The following is a 16477-nucleotide window of genomic DNA, read 5'->3' as shown; positions in this document are numbered from 1 at the left end:
GGCTGCAGGGGGCGGAGTGGGCGTTGGCGGCGGGGTACTACGACCAGGCGCACCAGGTGCGGGAATTCCGGGCGCTGACAGGGCTGACGCCGGGGGCGTACGTGCGCGAGCAGGCGGAGGTCGGATTCGTCCAATCTCCTGACGAGGCGGGTGCGTAAGGTGGGGGTGTTCCCACTTGAGGAGGCAGCCATGTCCACCGCACCGCAGCAGGCCGAGCAGCACCACCGCATCGACTACATCGAGCTTCCCGTGAAGGACATCGCGGAGACGAAGCGCTTCTACGGCGCCGTGTTCGGCTGGAGGTTCGAGGACTACGGCCCGGACTACACGGCCTTCATGGACGGGCGGCTGAACGGAGGGTTCGACAAGGAGCGCGAGGTGTCGAAGGGGGGCGCGTTGCTGGTGCTCTATTCGAAGGACCTGGACGCGACGCTGGCGAAGGTGCGCGAGGCCGGAGGGCGCATCGTGAAGGACACGTTCTCCTTCCCCGGAGGCAAGCGCTTCCACTTCACCGACCCCACCGGCAACGAACTCGCCGTGTGGACCGAGCCTTCCTGAGGCGCTGAAGGACAGGGGCCCGGGCGGGGAGTGCTACGCTCCCCGTCACCCCCATGCGGAACCCCGTGAAGCGCTGGCTCCTGCTTCCATCCCTCGTGATGCTGATGGGGTGTGCTCCCGCGGGTCCAGCCCCCGGGGTGTGGCGGCCTGGGGTGGATGCCTCTGCTGCCACGCCCATCCCCGGGCCGTTGCCTGGATTCGGCCCCTTCACGTCGTTCTCCGAAGCGTTGCAGGCGGCGTGTCCGTTCATCCTTTCGAAGCCCAATGCGGTCGCGGGACACCTGCGGGATCGGGACCCGCGACTGGCGTTTCGGGCATCGACCGAATACTGCGCCTGGCTCTATTACACCCCGGATCATCTCTATGAGATGAGCATGCTGACGGACCGGTCCTCGCCGGACGACCTGGTCTCGGGCAAGCGAAGCTGCATCCTGCCCGCGGAAGTGTCCGACTCCCGCTATGCGCCCGGGGAACTCAAGTACATCTTCGCCCTGCACAACCATCCGTTCGGCGGGCCTCCTTCCCCAGGAGACCTCCGCTTCACGGATGAGATGGCGCGCGTGCATACCTGGGCCATCGAGACAAAGGACAAGGGGTTGGGACCGGGAGACGTTGGGGAAGGTGAGCTGGATCAACGAGACGACCTATCGCCTCGACAAGCCGCCGCGCTGATGACCCCGGGCCTGGACTCCTGATGACGATGCGAAAGACCTGTCTCCTGGTGACCGCCCTGTTGACGGGCTGCGTGCGGGCCCAGCCCTCCGCGTCCGTGCTCGTGGAGGAGGACCCCTCCATTGTCTTTCCGGTGTTTTCGGAGGAGTCGGTCGTCGAGGTCCAGCCCTCGGCGCGCCCCTATGTGCTGGATGGCGCGTTGCTTCAGGCACTGGGCATCGCCACGAATGACTTCCTGCCGCCGACGTCGAAGGACGTCCCTTGTCAGGACAGACCCGAGGCACACCGTTATCGGGTCCTGCGCCAGGGAGACCTCTTCTTCATCCACATCTCCGAGGACCCTGCTGTGTGTGGAAGGTCGTATCCCTCGCTGGATTCGAGCGCCTGGTATGCCATCAGCCTGGACGGGCGGATCCGGCGGCGTGTCGTGGATGGCATGCCCATGGAGCTTTCAGCAGATGCAGGCGTGGATGCGGGGCCGCCCCAGGTCGTTCCCGCCGAACCCGGCGTGGCCCCCGCGCTGGACTCCAGCTGGAACCGGCCCGAGCAGCCCTGGCCTGAAGAACTCCGGGATGGCGGAGTCGCACCCAGGTAGCTGCCTGCCTGTACGGAGGCTGGACAAGCTGTCACGGTTCCAACACTCCCCGTTCACACGGGACGTGCGCTGAGCAGTGGCGCGGAGCGTGGGTTGATCCCGGTTCGCGTGCGTTCATGCCGCGCGGTAGAAATCGGGTCCGGCTCCTCCCCTGGGAATGTCGCCCGTGCTCGTCACCGCCAACGCCACCGTCCTCCACGTCAACGACACGCCCGCGAGCCTCTACCTGGGCACCTTCTCGCTGCGCCAGGCGGGCTACCGTGTCCTGGAGGCGGTCACCGGCGGAGAGGCGCTGCAGCTCGCCCTCGACTCGCCTCCGGACGTCGTCGTGCTCGACGTGAAGCTCCCCGACATGAGCGGCTACGACGTGTGCCGGCTCCTCAAGGAGGATCCGCGCACCAGCGAGGTCGCCATCATCCACACCTCCGCCACCTTCATCACCGCGGAGAAGAAGGTCGCGGGCCTGCGCGCGGGCGCGGACGTCTACCTCACCCAGCCGTTCGACCCGGAAGAGCTCATCGCCACCGTCAACAGCGTCCTGCGCCTGCGGCGCGTGGAGCGCGAAGCCCTGGCGAACGCCGCCCGCCTGGAAGAGGCCGACCGCAAGAAGAACGAGTTCCTCGCCATGCTCGCCCACGAGCTGCGCAATCCCCTGGCCGCCATCTCCGTCGCGGTGCAGATGCTCGGGCAGAAGGACTCGAACGGTCTGTCCGAAGCGGACGCGCGCCGCCGCGACATCATCGAGCGGCAGGTGAGCCACCTGCGCCACCTCGTGGACGACCTGCTCGACGTCAGCCGCATCACCCGGGGCAAGTACGCCCTGCGCCGCAGCCGGCTGGACCTCAACACCGTGCTGCAGCACTCGCTCGCCGCCGCCCGGCCCGTGATGGAGGAGCGAGGGCTCGTCCTGCGCGAGGCCCTCTCCCCCGAGCCCTGCTGGGTGGACGGCGACCGGACGCGCCTGGAGCAGGTCTTCACCAACCTGCTCGACAACGCCTCCAAGTACTCCCCGGAGGGCGGCATCGTCACCGTGGGCGCCCACGTGTCCGAGGACTCCCGCGTGCACGTGTCCGTGCAGGACACCGGCATCGGCCTGCGGCGTGACGACCAGGAGCGCATCTTCGAGCTCTTCGCGCAGCTGGACGCGGGCCTCGCGCGCAGCCGGGGCGGGCTGGGCATTGGCCTGACGCTGGTGCGCAACCTGGTGGAGGAGCACGGCGGCCGGGTGGAGGTCTTCAGCGAGGGCCCGGGCCAGGGCAGCCTGTTCACCGTCACGCTGCCGCTGCTCACGGACGCCGCGAGGCCCGAGGCCGCCGTGGAGCGCATCGAGTCCCGCCGGCGCGAGTGGCGCATCCTCCTGGTCGACGACAACCCCGACGCGCGCGAGGGCCTGAGCGAGATGCTCCAGATGTGGGGCCACACCGTCGCGGTCGCCGCGGACGGCCCGGAGGCGCTCGCCATGGCGACGCCCGGCACCTACGACGTCATCATCCTGGACATCGGCCTGCCGGGCCTGGATGGCTACCAGGTGGCGCAGGAGCTGCGAGGGCGCGTGGCGTCGGACGCGCACCTCATCGCGCTCACGGGCTACGGGGCGCCGGAGGACCGGACCCGCAGCGCGCGCGCGGGCTTCGACCTGCACCTGGTCAAGCCCGTGGAGCTGGTGGAGATCGGCCGCGTGCTCGCGCAGCTGGGCCCGGTGAAGCGCGGCTCGCACCGCCGGCTCCAGGCGAAGAGCGCGTAGGGTTTCAGCGCCGAGCCAGCGGCACTTCTCGGAACATGAGGTCGCTGGGGCCAAGCCGCTGGGCTGCCTGGACAAAGCGCTCCGTGACCATGAGGTACGTAGTCGCGTTCACGGGAAGGAAGACATCCAGGTCATTCGGAAGCGAGTCCGCTTCCAGCGCATGCTCGGGAGAAATCCGCACCTCTCGCCATCCGCAGGTCGGACATTGAGGCCCCTCCTGCACATCCTCAGGGGCCAGGCGTCCCGCGACGTGGAACTCCAACTCGTACAGGAATGGCGCTTCAGACCCGAACCCTTCCACCTCCAAGCGGACCGGAATCAGCCCGTTCAATCCCTGCTGCTGTAGTCGTGAGAGCGCGTCCTCTCGCACCAGCAGGTCCCATCCATCCTGCGTCGTGAGTGGACCAAAGGCTCCCTCGGCCGAGCCCCGCAGCGGGCCCAGCTGCATGCCGGGCTCGGGAGCGAGCCCTCGTGGCAGCCGCGAAGCAAGTCCGGCGGTCAGTGCCGTGAACTCCGCGTAGGGAACGACCCGGGGCTTACGCAGCAGTCCTTGTTGCGGCAGGTCGGTCACATCGACCGTGGGCAGCATCTGTTGCCCGCTCCAGGTCTCTCCGCAAGTCGGGCACTCCACTCCGGGCAGGGTCCAGGTGCGTTCCGTCATGATGTGTCCCGTCCATCGCCGTGGCAGGTCGGGACGAACGATGTCGATCTCGTAGAAGCGCATGCGGCTCAGTTCTCAGGCACGGGAAAGGGGCCGAGCTCGACATCCTGCCAATAGGTCATCGTGAGGCCAAAGAGCCCGTACTTCTGGATCAACAGCGAAGCATGCTCGAAGTGGGCGGGCTTGCTGGCGGTTCCGCGGGTCGTGCGTCTGAACTGACGCCACTCTTCGTTCCAGGGAGCGCCATTCGCATCACGGTGGATGCGCTTGTGCAGCTCGGCGTCGATGGCGATGACGTAGTCATGGACGTTGATGCCCTTGGATTGGAAGTAGGGCTTCAATGCCTGGGGAAAGATGTGGTGCCGCTCCTTGGGGCGAGACGCCCAGGCTTCCATGGCGCGTTGGCGCTTCAGTTCGCTGGGAAGCAACTCGCGCCGGTGCCAGCGGAACACAGGAATGGGCAGCGAGTCTCCCGGCAGGCCCTGGGCGCTCCCCCAGTGCCGTTGCGCGGTGCCACCTGGAGCGATGAAGACGGGAGCGCCGCTGTAGGTGCGGACGATGCGACCCGGCGGAAGGTCATCACACCGGTAGAGCCCACACGTCCCGCCTTCACAAAGTGGCGCGAAGCATGGACCTTCGCGTGCGTCCTCACAGTCCTGCGCATCCTCGGCCCACGACTCCTCGACCATCAGCGAAGAGCCCGCGGGGAGAGCCGGAGTGGATGCGCACCCTGCGAACATCACGGACAGCAACAACCACCAGTGGCGCACGGGTTCTCTGCTCCTTGTGTGGGCAGGAGCTTACGCCCGCGGCTGGAGGCCCGTCGCGGGCTGCTCCGCGCGTCCCGTCCAGAGGTCGCGGATCCATCCCCTGGCGGGCTTCTCCACGCGCTCGTACGCGAGCACGCTCAGGCACACGACGCCCACGACGTACGCCGCCACGGCCCAGGCGGACGTGGGCTCCGCGCCCAGCCGCTTGAGCACGGACTTCCAGGCGAACAGCACCGGCATGTGCAGGATGTAGAGCGCATAGCTCGCCTCGCCCAACAGCCGCAGCGGCCGCGAGGCCAGCACCTGCGCCACGGCTCCCCGGCTCCTGGGCAACAGCACGATCAGCGCCGCGAACACCGGCGCCAGCAGCCCGTTGTGCAGCAGCGGGAAGGGCAGCGACGTGCTCCCCAGCAGCGCCGCGACCACCAGCCCTCCCAGCACCGCCAGAAGCACCGGGCGCGAGCGCGGCGCTTCCCCCGCGCGCAGCAGGAAGAAGCGCCCCGCGAGGATGCCCAGGATGAACTCCGGCAGCCGCGCCAGCGGGTTGAAGCGCAGCGCCAGCATCCACGGCCCGGAGTTGTACGCGGACGCCGTGCCTCCGGTGTGGTCCGGATCCACCAGCATGTACAGCGCCGGGAGCAGCAGCGCGGCCCCGTACGCCAACGCCGCGCCCACCGCGAGCTTCCGGGGCCCCAGCCGTCCCAGCCGTCCCGCCAGGAAGGGGAAGGCCGCGTAGAAGACCGCCTCCACCGCCAGCGACCAGCCCGCGGCGTTCCACGCGAGCGCCGTCCACGGCGTCCAGCTCTGGAGCAGCAGCGGTGCCAGCACCAACGCCTCGGCCTGCCGCGACGCCTGCGATGGATCCACCGCCCACACGTCGCGCAGGCCCTTGAGGAACGCGGGCGCGGCGACGGCCAGCCCCAACGCATAGACCGGGTAGACGCGCGCGAAGCGGGCCACCCAGAACGCCTTGCGCGCCGCGTGCGTGTCCGGCGGCCGCTCCAGGTAGTTGTAGCCAAGGATGAAGCCCGACAGGACGAAGAAGAAGCTGACGCCCACGTACCCGCTGTCGAGCAGCCCATGCAGCCCCGGCGGTGCCTCCGCGCCAGTGAAGACCAGGTGGTAGACGTGGTAGGCGACGACGTGCGCGGCCGCGAGGAACCGCAGCCCGGTGAGGGCATCCAGGTGCTGCCGGGAAGAGGCCATGACGGCCCCGAGTCTCGCAGCCCTCTTCACGCTCCTCAAACCGCCCCGGCGCCGTCCGCCCGGCTGGCGGGAGGACTCGCGGCGCAAGGCCCCCGGCCATCCGACGCGGTCTTCCAAACCTGTCCGACTGTCGGACAGGTTCAGTGCGGTGCGCCGAGGTGGCCAGTCTTCGTGTCCGACGGCTTAGAGCTGTTCGACGCCCGGTGCGCCCGACACGCCCCCCGCCTTCGCCTCGTCCGGACGCAGCTTCACGCGCACGCGCGGGTCCAGCTTGAGGATGACCGCCTCCACCGCCTGCGCCTGCGTGTAGTCCTGGGCCGGCGTGAGCAGGAAGAGGCCGACGGCCGCGTCGCCCCCTGCCGCCAGCGCCACCTTCCGCACGTGCTCGATGAGGTCCTGCTTGGAGTCCACCCGCCCCCGGCTGAAGGCCAGCTTGCCCAGCAACTGGTGCGAGTACCCGGGCCGGACCTGGAGCATGTGCGAGGTCATCTCGATACCCTCCGGCAGCGTCTCCTGCAGGAAGATGACCGCCGCCGCGTCCTTCACCGCCGCCGCCTGGGCCAGCACCTCGCGGTCGCGCTCGGGCAGGTACTCGCCATAGCCCCGGTACTCGTTCTGTTCCAGGGCGTGGCCCTGGAGGTAGGACGGACCCGAACAGCCCAGGACCGCGAGCGCGGTCCACACGAGGGAAAGACAGACAGGACGAACGTTCATGCCCTGGCGGTCTAACACACCGAGCCAGGGTGCAGCCGGAAGCGCTGTGCGCCCTCCCGTGCACGAAGCCGGAAATGGAGCCCCCCACTTCGGCGTAGAACGGGCCACATGCTCAGCCTGCGCAACCTGGTGAAGGTGTATCCGGGCCCGGTGACGGCCCTTCGTGGCGTGGACCTGGACGTCCCCAAGGGGATGTTCGGTCTGCTCGGGCCCAACGGCGCGGGCAAGTCCACCCTGATGAAGATCCTCTCCGGCCTGCTGGAGCCCACCTCCGGCGAGGTGACGCTCGACGGCCTGGATCTCGTGCGTCACCCGGAGGCGCTGCGCCCACACCTGGGCTACCTGCCGCAGGAGTTCGGCTTCTATCCGTACCTCTCCGGTCAGGACATGCTCCGCTACCTGCTGGAGCTCAAGGGCGTCACCGCGCCGCAAGGGCTCAAGGCCCTGTGTGCGCAACTGCTGGAGCGCGTGAACCTCACCTTCGCCGCGAAGCGCAAGGTGAAGGAGTACTCCGGCGGCATGCGGCAGCGGCTGGGCATCGCGCAGGCCCTGGCCGGAGACCCGAAGCTCCTCATCGTGGACGAGCCCACCGCGGGCCTGGACCCCGAGGAGCGCCAGCGCTTCTACCGGCTGCTCGCGGAGATGGCCCATGAGCGCACGGTGCTCCTGTCCACGCACATCGTGGAGGACGTGGCCATGCTCTGCCCGCGCTTCGCCGTCATCCGCCACGGCCGCGTGGTGGCCATCACCAGCCCCACCGAGGCGAAGGCCGCCCTCCACGACACCCTCTTCGAGGGCACCGTCCCCCCGGCCGACATGGCCGCCTTCCAGCAAGCGCACCGTGTCACCCAGGCCGTGCTCTTCGAGGGCAGGAACCGCGTGCGCATCCACGCGACCCCGGGCACGCCCGTGCCCCCCGGCTTCGAGCGCACGCCGCCCACGCTGGAGGACGCCTACCTCCTCCTGATGAAGGACGCGCCCGAGCCCACGGCCCCCACGGCTCCGGCATCCGCCCCGGCGGTGAGCGCGTGAACGCGTCCCGGCTCTGGCGCGTGGCGCGCACGGAGTGGCGCCACCAGACACGGCGCCCGCTGTTCTGGGTGCTGCTCGTGCTTCTGGTGGCGGTGGTGTGGGGCGTGTCCTCCGGCAACGTCACCATCGACGCGGGCAGCACGGAGGTGGGCGGCAAGAAGGCGTGGATCACCAGCGCCTTCGCCGTCGCGCAGACGGTGCTGCTGCTCACCTTCATGCTGTTCATGTTCTTCGTGTCGGTGGGCGCTGGCATGTCCGTCATCTCCGACGACGAGGCCCGCGTGCAGCCCATCCTGCACACCTCGCCGCTGACGCCCGCGGAGTACGTGTGGGGCAAGTTCGCGGGCGTGCTGGGCGCGTACGTGCTGGCGCTCGCGTGGATGATGGGGCTGCTCGTCTTCTTCCACCACGTGGTGCCGGCGGGCGCGGACGCGGAGTTCCGCGGGCCCTTCGCGCCGGGCAACTACGTGAGCGCCGCGGTGTGGTTCGGCCTGCCGCTCATCGTCTTCATGGCGGGCGCGGCCTTCGCCACGGGCGAGCGCACGCGCCGCGCGGTGCCGGTGTACTTCCTGCCGGTGGGCCTGTTCTTCCTCTGCGCCTTCTTCCTCTGGGACTGGACCCCCGGTTGGTTGGATCCGCGCGTGAACCGGTTCCTGATGGCCCTGGATCCCGGCGGCTTCCGGTGGCTCACGGAGACGTGGATCAAGGTGGACCGGGGCGTGGACTTCTACAACACGCAGCCCGTGGGGCTGGACGCCCTCTTCGTCACCAGCCGCTTCATGCTCATGGCGCTGGGCCTGGGCGCGGTGGCCTGGAGCGAGCGCCACTTCCGCCGCGCGCTCCGGGGCGAGGTGCGCACGAAGACCCCGCGCAAGGGGGTGACCCTGGACGCTCCGCCGAAGCAGGTGGCGCTGTCGCACGCGGAGGCGCCGCTGTCCGCGCTGCGCATGGGCGTGCGGTCGCCGGGCTTCTGGACGGGGCTGTGGACGGTGACGCGCGCGGAAGGGCGGGGCCTCCTGTCGCAGCCGGGGCTCTACCTGTTCCTGCCGCTCCTGATGTTGCAGATGGTGTCCCAGGGCGCCACGGCGGTGGGCCCCTTCGACACGAGCCTCCTGCTGGTGCCCGGGCGCTTCGCGGTGCGCACGATGGCGCAGGCGTCGGTGCTCGTGTGTCTGTTGTTGATGTTCTACGTGGTGGAGTCGCTGGAGCGCGAACAGGCCTCCCACTTCGCGCCCATCCACGACGCGACGCCGGTGCGCACGCTGTCGGTGCTGCTGGGCAAGGCGCTGGCGAACAGCCTGGTGGCGGTGGCGCTGCTGACGGCCATGGCGCTCGCGGGCACGCTGGTGCAGGTGTCGCAAGGCAAGGTGCCGCTGTCGCTGACGCCCTACGTGCTGGTGTGGGGGCTGTTGCTGTTCCCCACCTTCCTCTTGTGGACGGGCTTCATCCTGGCCGCGCGCTCGGTGACGGGAGGCCGCTTCGGCACCTACGCGCTGGCCCTGGCCGCTCTGGGCCTCACCGGCTACCTCGCCGTGCGCGGGGACCTCACCTGGGTGACGAACTGGCCGCTGTGGGACGCGGTGCGGTGGACCGACCTGGGCGCCTTCCAGGTGGACCGCGCCGCGCTGGTGCTCAACCGCGTGGCCGCGCTGGGCGGGGCGGTCTTCTTCACCGCGCTGGCGGTGCGCCTGGACCGCCGCCGCGTCCGCGACTCGGTGACGACCCTGGAGGGGCTGAAGCCCGCGGGTCTTGCGCGCGGGCTGTGGCGGCTTTCGCCGTACCTCGCGGTGCCGGCGGTGGCGCTGGTGTGGCTGGCCATCCTCGTGGGGCTGGGCCACCAGGGCGCGGCGGCGAAGAAGCGCGCGAAGGAGTACTGGCAGAAGAACCTGGCGACGTGGAAGGACGCGCCGCAGCCCATGCTGGCGGACGTGGACCTGGACGTGGACCTGGAGCCGGAGGCGAGCGCCTTCCGCATGAAGGGCACGTACACGCTGATGAACCGGCACGCCGTGGCGCTGCCGCGCTTCGCCCTCAGCGGCGGCGATGGCTGGACGGACGTGCGCTGGACGCTGGACGGCGGGGACGTGACGCCAGAGGACCGCGCCGGCTTGTATGTCTTCACGCCGCCCGCACCGCTGGCGCCCGGGGCGAAGGTGAAGGTGGGCTTCCAGTACGCGGGCCACGTGCCGGATGGCGTGTCCCGCGCGGGCGGCGCGTTCAAGGAGTTCATCCTCCCGTCGGGCGCGGTGCTCACCAGTGAGACGCCCACGTTCGCGCCGGTGGTGGGCTACGAGGAGGAGCGCGGCATCGACCCGAAGGAGAACAAATACGAGCCGCGCGTGTACGCGGACGACTTCTACGAGGGGCCCACGGAGTCCGCCTGGGGCAGCAACATGCCGTTCCCCTTTCGCATCCGCGTGAGCGGCCCGGAGGACTACACGCTCAACTCCGTGGGCGTGCGGGAGAGCGACACGGTGAAGGACGGCCGGCGCACCACGGTGTGGCGGAGCGACCACCCGGTGAGCTTCTTCAACGTCATCGCGGGCAGGTGGACCCGCGTGGAGGGCGCGGGCACGGTGGTGTTCCACGACCCGGCGCATGGCTACAACGTGCCGGAGATGATGCGCGGGCTGGAGGCCGCGCGCCGGTACTACTCGGAATGGTTCCACCCGTTCCCGTGGGCGGAGCTGAAGCTGTCGGAGTTCGCCGGCCTGGACAACTACGCGCAGGGCTTCCCCACGGACATCACGTTCTCGGAGTCCATCGGCTTCCTCACGCAGACGACGCCGGAGTCGAACGCGGTGCTGCTCGTCACCGCGCACGAGGCCGCGCACCAGTGGTGGGGCAACCTGCTCATCCCCGGCAAGGGGCCCGGCGGCAACGTGCTGTCGGAGGGGCTGTCGCACTACTCGGCGCTGAAGCTCATCGAACAGCTCGATGGGCAGGAGGCGCGCCGGCAGAACGCGAAGCGCATGGAGGAGCGCTACGGCAAGGACCGGCGCGTGGACGCGGAGCAGCCGCTGGTGAAGCTGGACGGCTCGCGCGAGGGCGACACGGTGGTCCTCTACGAGAAGGGCGGCTGGACGTTCTGGATGCTGGAGGACTTGATGGGCCGCGACGCGATGCACGCGGGGCTCCAGGCCTTCCTGAAGCAATACATGAACAACGCCGACCATCCGGTGCTGCAGGACTTCCTCTCGGTGATGCGCCCCTTCGCGCCGTCGAAGGAGGACTTCGACCGGTTCACCCGGCAGGCCTTCTTCGAGGTCGTGGTGCCCGAGTACCGCGTCACCGACGCGCGCGTGACGAAAGAGGGCGGCCAGTGGGTGACCACGGCGACGGTGACGAACGCGGGCGCGGGCCGCATGCCGGTGGAGGTGGCGGTGACGAAGGCCGCGGAGGCCGCCGCGCCCGCCGGGCCTGATGGGTCCGCCAGGGCCGTGACGCGCGTGGAGCCTGTCGCGGGCGGCTCCGTGCAGGTGACGCTGCGCTCGGGGTTCGCGCCGGAGCGGCTGGTGGTGGACCCGGACGTGCGCGTGCTCCAGCTGCGCCGCGAGCAGGCCCAGGCACAGCTCACGCCGCCGTGACGCGGTGACATGACACGCTGACACGCGTGCCTCCGGACTCCGGAGACACGTTGTCACGCGGTCAGGCCTCACCGGCGCGCGGCGCCCTCTGGGAGCAGGCTGGCACACCCATTGCGATGGGCCTTCCCGGCATGGCGGACCTTGGGGGTCCGGCTTCATGACGGGGGTTCATCACATGGTCTCGACGCAGTGGAAGCTGGGGGTGTCGCTGGTGCTGCTGTCGGCGGTGGCGTTCGCGCAGGAGGGCGTCACCACGGGGTCGTTCCCGGTGGAGCGGCGCAACGTGGTGACGGTGTCCGTCCCCATCCAGAGCCTGAATCAGCTGTCGCTGGAGGGTGAGCGCGTGATGGGCGAGCGCTTCTCCGTGGGGCTGGGCGTGTTCGCGTCCTTCCTCCACGAGCGGACGCGGCTCGAGGAAGCGGATCGCAGCGGATACGAGGGCTACAATTACACGGGCCATCAAGTCGGCCTGGCGCCCTCGGTGCGCTTCTACCTGACGGGCCGGGCACCCCAGGGGCTGTGGCTGTCTCCTCGCCTGGAGGTGAGCGCGGGCCGCAGCTCCAACGCGCCGGTGGGGAACTTCGTGGACGACTCGCTGGCCAAGGACAGCATCACGGACGTCTGGTCCGTGGGGGGGACGGCGACCCTGGGTTACAGCGTGGTGCTGGAGCCCGGCTTCACGGTGCAGGGTGGAGTCGCGCTGGGGACCCGGCGCGATGCGGTTGCCTTTGACGCCCTCGTCATGGACTCCATCGAGGGGCTGAAGGTGGAGCGGGTCCACCGGTCGACGTGGCTGCTCACCCAGCGCATCTTGCTCAACGTGGGCTGGGCCTTCTGACGTCAGGGCAGGTCGGCCTGCGTGCTCACGGTCCACGGCGTGCGCGTGGTGTCCACCCACAGGAGCTGGAGGTCCCAGCTTCCAGGCGCGGAGCCGGGCGTGTCGGTGGCGACGGCGAAGACGCGCGTGTCCGGCTGGGGCGTCACGGAGAAGCTCGTGCGCGGCGCGCGGTTGGCGTCGTTGGACGGCACCACGCCCAGCGTGACGGTGCCACCGGAAGGCAGCGGCAGGCCGTCCTGCGCGGTGGCGGAAGCGAAGGGCACGTCGAGGAAGGGCGCGTCCGGCAGCACGCGGCGCTCCGAGCCCAGCGGTCCCACGTCCACCGCGGGCGTGTTCGCCGCGGCGTGCACCCAGCGCAGGCGCAGGTTGGAAGGGTCGTTCGCGAAGCGGTCCGTGAGGGGCAGCAGCGTGAACGGAGACGCCGCCGGCCGGGGCGGCGCGAGGTAGCCCGCGGCGACCATCAGGTAGCGCTCGCCGGGGACGAGCGTGGGCGTCGTGGCCGTCACCACCGGTGCGCTCGTGGGCCGCTCCGTCCCGGGTGCGGCGGCGAAGAAGTCCAGCGTGTACGTGCCCGGCGGCACCTGGAGCGGCGAGGACAGCGCGCCGTACGCGAGGCCGCCGGACAGCTCGCGGTCGCTGGCGAAGAGGTCCAGCGCGGGCGCGTCCGGCGACGCGTGCAGCACGTACACCGTCGGGTTCTGCCGCAGGATGGCCAGCGTGCCGTCGCGGCCCGCGGTGAGCAGGGAGAAGCCGTCGCCCGCGCGCGCGGGGGCGGACATGAGGCCAGTGGCGACGATGAGCGTGTCGGTGCCGGAGCCGGCCGCGGGCACGGTGAAGGACGTCAGCGCCCGGCCACCGGTGCGAAGGCCCACCTGGAACGCGGCGCCTGAAGGCAGCACCCACGCCTCCTCGCCGGAGTCCTTGAAGCGCGCGAGGGACGCCACCTCCACCGAGCCGTCATTGCCCAGGTCCACGTCCACCGTGGGCGCGTCCGTGCCGGCGTTGACGATGCGCACGCGCGTCTGGCCGCCGTCCGCGGGCACGGTGTTGTCGCGCAGGAGCAGCGTGCGCAGCGCCGCATCGGAGTTGGAGGAGGAGAGGGCGCCCGCGGCCACCACCGTCCAGCGCGTCCCGGCCTCCATGCCCACCGACTGGGACACGACGGGCCGCGAGTCCGCCGCCGCGCCCGTGGGCCGCAGCTCCACGGTGACGGCGCCCGCTTCGCGCGTGAAGTAGGGCGTGGTGGCGCCATAGGCCACGGCCCGCGCCACGGGCGTGGGGTTGCCGGCGAGGTAGACGTCCATCGAGGGCGTGCCCGGCGCGGCCTGCACGATGCGCAGCTGCGCCTGGGTGGGCGGCACCAGCACCGGCCCGTCCTGCGTGGGAGGCGTGTCGGAGTCCTCCGCCGAGCCGCCTCCGCACGCGGGCGCGAACACCCCCAGCGACGTGAGCGCGACGACCAGCAGTGTCTTCCCCCGCATCCAGGCCATGTCGAAGTCCCCTCCTCGGCGGGCCGCGGACGCGGCTCGGCACCGATGTCGACAGGGGTAAGGGTGGGCATCACCTCCACGCGGGCGAACCCCCACGCAAGGGCCACTGTCCGCCTCCGACGTTGTGTACCGGCGCACGTCGCAAGTCCCTGGCATCACGGGCGCGTGGGGTTTCAGGGAGACGGCGGGTGCGATCACCACCCGCGCCGTCATGTCTGCCCGGTCGCCGCACCGCATCAGCGGCCGGAGGCCATGCCCTGTTCGAAACGCGTCATCGCGTGGAGGGGGGGAACGGCGCGCGTGGCTGCCGGGGAGGAGCGGGGCGGCGGCACCGCTGCTGTTCAACACGCGTCATGGCGTGGGTGGGCGGAACGGCGTTCGTGGGTGCCGGAGAACGCGACGGCGCTGGTAGGGTCGGCGGCACCATGACCCTCGCGTCCCTTCCGCTCATCGTGTCCCTGCTCGCGGCGCAGACGCCCGCGCCCGCGCCGTCGAAGCCGCCCCCGGCGCCCGCCGCCGCGAAGGCGCCGTCCGCCGTCCCCGGCATCGCCCCGTTGCCCGGCCTGCCCAACCTGTGGGCGAGCGGCGTGCCGCCGGTGCCGCCCGCGCTCTCCCAGCGCGTGCAGCAGTACCTGGAGTCGCGCTCCGCGCAGCTCTTGGACGTGACGGGGGACGGCCAGCAGGTGCTCATCTCCACGCGCTTCGCGGACGTCAATCAGTTGCACGTGGTGGAGATGCCGCTGGGCGCGCGCACGCAGCTCACCTTCACGAAGGAGCCCATCAACCGGGCGCGCTTCCTGCCGGGCAACCCTCAAGTCATCTTCTATCTGCAGGACACGGGCGGCGGAGAGTTCTTCCAGGTGCTCAAGCTGGACCGGCGCACGGGCCGCTCGGAGCTGCTGACGGACGGCAAGAGCCGGCACGAGGAACTGGTGGTGTCGCGGGACGGGAAGTGGCTCGCGTACGCGGGCACGGGGCGCAACGGCAAGGACACCGACGTGTACGTGGCGCCCACGGCGGACCCCAAGCAGGCGAAGCGGGTGACGGAAGCGGAGGGCAGTTGGGCGCCGCTGGAGTTCTCCGACGACGGAGCCAAGCTGCTGGTGCGCCAGTTCCGCGCGGCGGATGACTCGGATTTGAGCGTGGTGGACCTGAAGACGAACGCGCGCACGCAGCTGACGCCCAAGGAGGGCAAGGGCAGCGTGGGGGACGCCGTCTTCACGCGCGACGGCCAGGGCGTGTACGTGTCCACGGACCGCTACAGCGACTTCGCGGAGGTGTACCGGCTGCCGCTCACGGGCGCGCCCCCGGCGACGCCGCCGTCGCTGACGAAGTCGGTGCGCTGGAACATCGACCACCTGGAGCTCTCCCCGGACGGGCGCAAGCTGGCGGTGACCGCCAACGAGGAGGGCTACGGCCGGCTGTACCTGCTGGACACGCGCACGCAGGCGCTGTCGCCGGTGGAGACGCCGCGCGGGGTGATTTCGCAGCTGCGCTTCCCGTCGAAGCGGTCGGACCGGGTGGCGTTCTCGCTGACGTCGGCGCGCGTGCCGCTGGACATCTTCACGGTGGACCTGGGCACGAAGAAGACCACGCGCTGGACGCGCTCGGAGGTCGGCGGGTTGGATCCGGAGACGTTCGTGGAGCCGGAGCTCGTGCGCTACCCGTCCACGGACGGCGTGAAGGTGCCGGCGTTCCTGTACCTGCCGAAGAACGCGAAGGGGAAGGTGCCGGTGGTGGTGATGTTCCACGGCGGCCCGGAAGGCCAGAGCCAGCCGAGCTTCAGCGCGCAGATCCAGCTCATGGCGACGGAGCTGGGGCTGGCGGTGCTGCTGCCCAACGTGCGCGGCTCGGAGGGGTATGGCAAGGCGTACCGCGCGATGGATGACGGCGTGAAGCGCGAGGCGAGCCTGGCGGACATCGGTGCCACGCTGGACTTCGTCGCCTCCCGGCCGGAGCTGGACGCATCGCGCGTGGGCATCTACGGCGGCTCGTACGGCGGCTACATGACGCTGGCGACGGTGGCGTTCTTCCCGGAGCGCATCAAGGCGGCGGTGGACGTGGTGGGCATCTCGTCCCTGCCGTCGTTCCTGCAGAATACGCAGGCGTACCGGAGGGACCTGCGGCGCGCGGAGTACGGCGACGAGCGCGACCCGGCCGTGCGCAAGGTGCAGGAGCGCATCTCGCCACTGGGGTCGGTGGACAGGATTCGCGCGGCGCTCTTCGTGCAGCAGGGAGCGAACGACCCGCGCGTGCCGCAGTCGGAGGCGGAGCAGGTGGTCCAGGCGGTGCGCAAGAAGGGCTCGGACGTCTGGTACCTGCTGGCCACGGACGAGGGGCACGGGTTCCAGAAGAAGGCCAACCGGGACCTGGCCCAGACGACGGCGCTGATGTTCTTCGAGAAGCACCTGCTGGGCCCGGCCGCAGGGCAGGGGAGCGGGGCGGCAGGCGGGAAGTAACCCTCGGCGAGCAAGGGCCCGTGCCCGGGGCGATATGGCGCGGCCCCGGGCACGTTACACATTGTCAGTGCTGGCGAAGTGCGTCCCCGGAGGGCCGTGTCCATGAAGCGCTACAGTCAGTCGTTGCGTCGGGGTGTGGGGGTGTTGGCGG

At 70.4% G+C, this 16477-nt stretch carries 13 protein-coding genes; 8 read left to right on the top strand and 5 right to left on the bottom strand.

Annotated features, from left to right (window positions below):
- Window positions 1-189 precede the first annotated feature (189 nt).
- The 4 genes from D7W79_RS24335 to D7W79_RS24320 all read left to right on the top strand — a co-directional run bounded on the left by D7W79_RS24335 (window position 190) and on the right by D7W79_RS24320 (window position 3569).
- Window positions 190-558: a VOC family protein gene (locus D7W79_RS24335; protein WP_120527785.1), complete on the top strand. Its 369-nt coding sequence runs from the start codon at window positions 190-192 to the stop codon at window positions 556-558.
- 65 nt (window positions 559-623) lie between these two features.
- Window positions 624-1253: a hypothetical protein gene (locus D7W79_RS24330; RefSeq protein WP_244221936.1), complete on the top strand. Its 630-nt coding sequence runs from the start codon at window positions 624-626 to the stop codon at window positions 1251-1253.
- Between the two features lie 5 nt (window positions 1254-1258).
- A complete protein-coding gene (locus D7W79_RS24325) occupies window positions 1259-1825 on the top strand; it encodes a hypothetical protein (protein ID WP_208729825.1) in 567 nt (188 codons plus the stop codon).
- A 157-nt stretch (window positions 1826-1982) separates the two neighbouring features.
- Window positions 1983-3569 (top strand): response regulator, encoded by a 1587-nt coding sequence (locus D7W79_RS24320; protein WP_167497735.1) that lies wholly within the window; start codon window positions 1983-1985, stop codon window positions 3567-3569.
- A 4-nt stretch (window positions 3570-3573) separates the two neighbouring features.
- On the opposite strand, the gene sitI6 is transcribed toward D7W79_RS24320, so the two are convergent.
- The 4 genes from sitI6 to D7W79_RS24300 form a co-directional block, all read right to left on the bottom strand.
- Window positions 3574-4293, bottom strand: coding sequence for a SitI6 family double-CXXCG motif immunity protein (gene sitI6 / locus D7W79_RS24315; protein WP_120527783.1), 720 nt, complete (start codon window positions 4291-4293; stop codon window positions 3574-3576).
- Between the two features lie 5 nt (window positions 4294-4298).
- Window positions 4299-5000 carry a SitA6 family polymorphic toxin lipoprotein gene (gene sitA6, locus D7W79_RS24310; protein WP_244221935.1) on the bottom strand — a complete coding sequence of 234 codons (702 nt, stop codon included), beginning with the start codon at window positions 4998-5000 and terminating at the stop codon, window positions 4299-4301.
- 30 nt (window positions 5001-5030) lie between these two features.
- Complete coding sequence (locus tag D7W79_RS24305) at window positions 5031-6206, bottom strand: acyltransferase family protein (protein ID WP_120527782.1); 1176 nt, start codon at window positions 6204-6206, stop codon at window positions 5031-5033.
- Window positions 6207-6389: 183 nt separating this feature from the next.
- Window positions 6390-6920, bottom strand: coding sequence for a hypothetical protein (locus D7W79_RS24300; RefSeq protein ID WP_147442030.1), 531 nt, complete (start codon window positions 6918-6920; stop codon window positions 6390-6392).
- 108 nt (window positions 6921-7028) lie between these two features.
- On the opposite strand from D7W79_RS24300, the gene D7W79_RS24295 reads away from it, so the two are divergent.
- The 3 genes from D7W79_RS24295 to D7W79_RS24285 all read left to right on the top strand — a co-directional run bounded on the left by D7W79_RS24295 (window position 7029) and on the right by D7W79_RS24285 (window position 12377).
- The gene (locus D7W79_RS24295) at window positions 7029-7952 is read left to right on the top strand and encodes an ABC transporter ATP-binding protein (RefSeq protein WP_120527780.1); all 924 of its coding nucleotides are present in this window, start codon (window positions 7029-7031) and stop codon (window positions 7950-7952) included.
- Window positions 7949-11539 (top strand): M1 family aminopeptidase, encoded by a 3591-nt coding sequence (locus D7W79_RS24290; RefSeq protein ID WP_120527779.1) that lies wholly within the window; start codon window positions 7949-7951, stop codon window positions 11537-11539. The genes D7W79_RS24295 and D7W79_RS24290 overlap by 4 nt, the downstream gene beginning before the upstream one ends.
- Before the next feature lie 175 nt (window positions 11540-11714).
- The gene (locus tag D7W79_RS24285; RefSeq protein ID WP_120527778.1) at window positions 11715-12377 is read left to right on the top strand and encodes a hypothetical protein; all 663 of its coding nucleotides are present in this window, start codon (window positions 11715-11717) and stop codon (window positions 12375-12377) included.
- Between the two features lie 2 nt (window positions 12378-12379).
- On the opposite strand, the gene D7W79_RS24280 is transcribed toward D7W79_RS24285, so the two are convergent.
- Window positions 12380-13867, bottom strand: a complete 1488-nt coding sequence (locus tag D7W79_RS24280) for a DUF4397 domain-containing protein (protein WP_158617034.1) — start codon at window positions 13865-13867, stop codon at window positions 12380-12382.
- A gap of 425 nt (window positions 13868-14292) precedes the next feature.
- Between D7W79_RS24280 and D7W79_RS24275 the strand changes: the two genes are divergently transcribed.
- Complete coding sequence (locus D7W79_RS24275) at window positions 14293-16326, top strand: S9 family peptidase (protein ID WP_208729824.1); 2034 nt, start codon at window positions 14293-14295, stop codon at window positions 16324-16326.
- Window positions 16327-16477 lie beyond the last annotated feature (151 nt).

Origin of the sequence: Corallococcus exercitus, assembly GCF_003611585.1 — a bacterium.
Classification (GTDB): Bacteria; Myxococcota; Myxococcia; order Myxococcales; family Myxococcaceae; genus Corallococcus; species Corallococcus exercitus.
The sequence above is the reverse complement of the archived record's forward strand: the minus strand, read 5'-3'. Positions and strand labels throughout refer to the sequence as shown.

What these genes read in the sequence shown, in the direction of transcription:
- D7W79_RS24335 (WP_120527785.1), top strand. Translation starts at nt 190, where the DNA reads ATGTCCACCGCACCGCAGCAGGCCGAGCAGCACCACCGCATCGACTAC.
- D7W79_RS24325 (WP_208729825.1), top strand. Translation starts at nt 1,259, where the DNA reads ATGCGAAAGACCTGTCTCCTGGTGACCGCCCTGTTGACGGGCTGCGTG.
- D7W79_RS24320 (WP_167497735.1), top strand. Translation starts at nt 1,983, where the DNA reads ATGTCGCCCGTGCTCGTCACCGCCAACGCCACCGTCCTCCACGTCAAC.
- sitI6 (WP_120527783.1), bottom strand. Translation starts at nt 4,293, where the DNA reads ATGCGCTTCTACGAGATCGACATCGTTCGTCCCGACCTGCCACGGCGA.
- D7W79_RS24305 (WP_120527782.1), bottom strand. Translation starts at nt 6,206, where the DNA reads ATGGCCTCTTCCCGGCAGCACCTGGATGCCCTCACCGGGCTGCGGTTC.
- D7W79_RS24300 (WP_147442030.1), bottom strand. Translation starts at nt 6,920, where the DNA reads ATGAACGTTCGTCCTGTCTGTCTTTCCCTCGTGTGGACCGCGCTCGCG.
- D7W79_RS24295 (WP_120527780.1), top strand. Translation starts at nt 7,029, where the DNA reads ATGCTCAGCCTGCGCAACCTGGTGAAGGTGTATCCGGGCCCGGTGACG.
- D7W79_RS24285 (WP_120527778.1), top strand. Translation starts at nt 11,715, where the DNA reads ATGGTCTCGACGCAGTGGAAGCTGGGGGTGTCGCTGGTGCTGCTGTCG.
- D7W79_RS24280 (WP_158617034.1), bottom strand. Translation starts at nt 13,867, where the DNA reads ATGGCCTGGATGCGGGGGAAGACACTGCTGGTCGTCGCGCTCACGTCG.
- D7W79_RS24275 (WP_208729824.1), top strand. Translation starts at nt 14,293, where the DNA reads ATGACCCTCGCGTCCCTTCCGCTCATCGTGTCCCTGCTCGCGGCGCAG.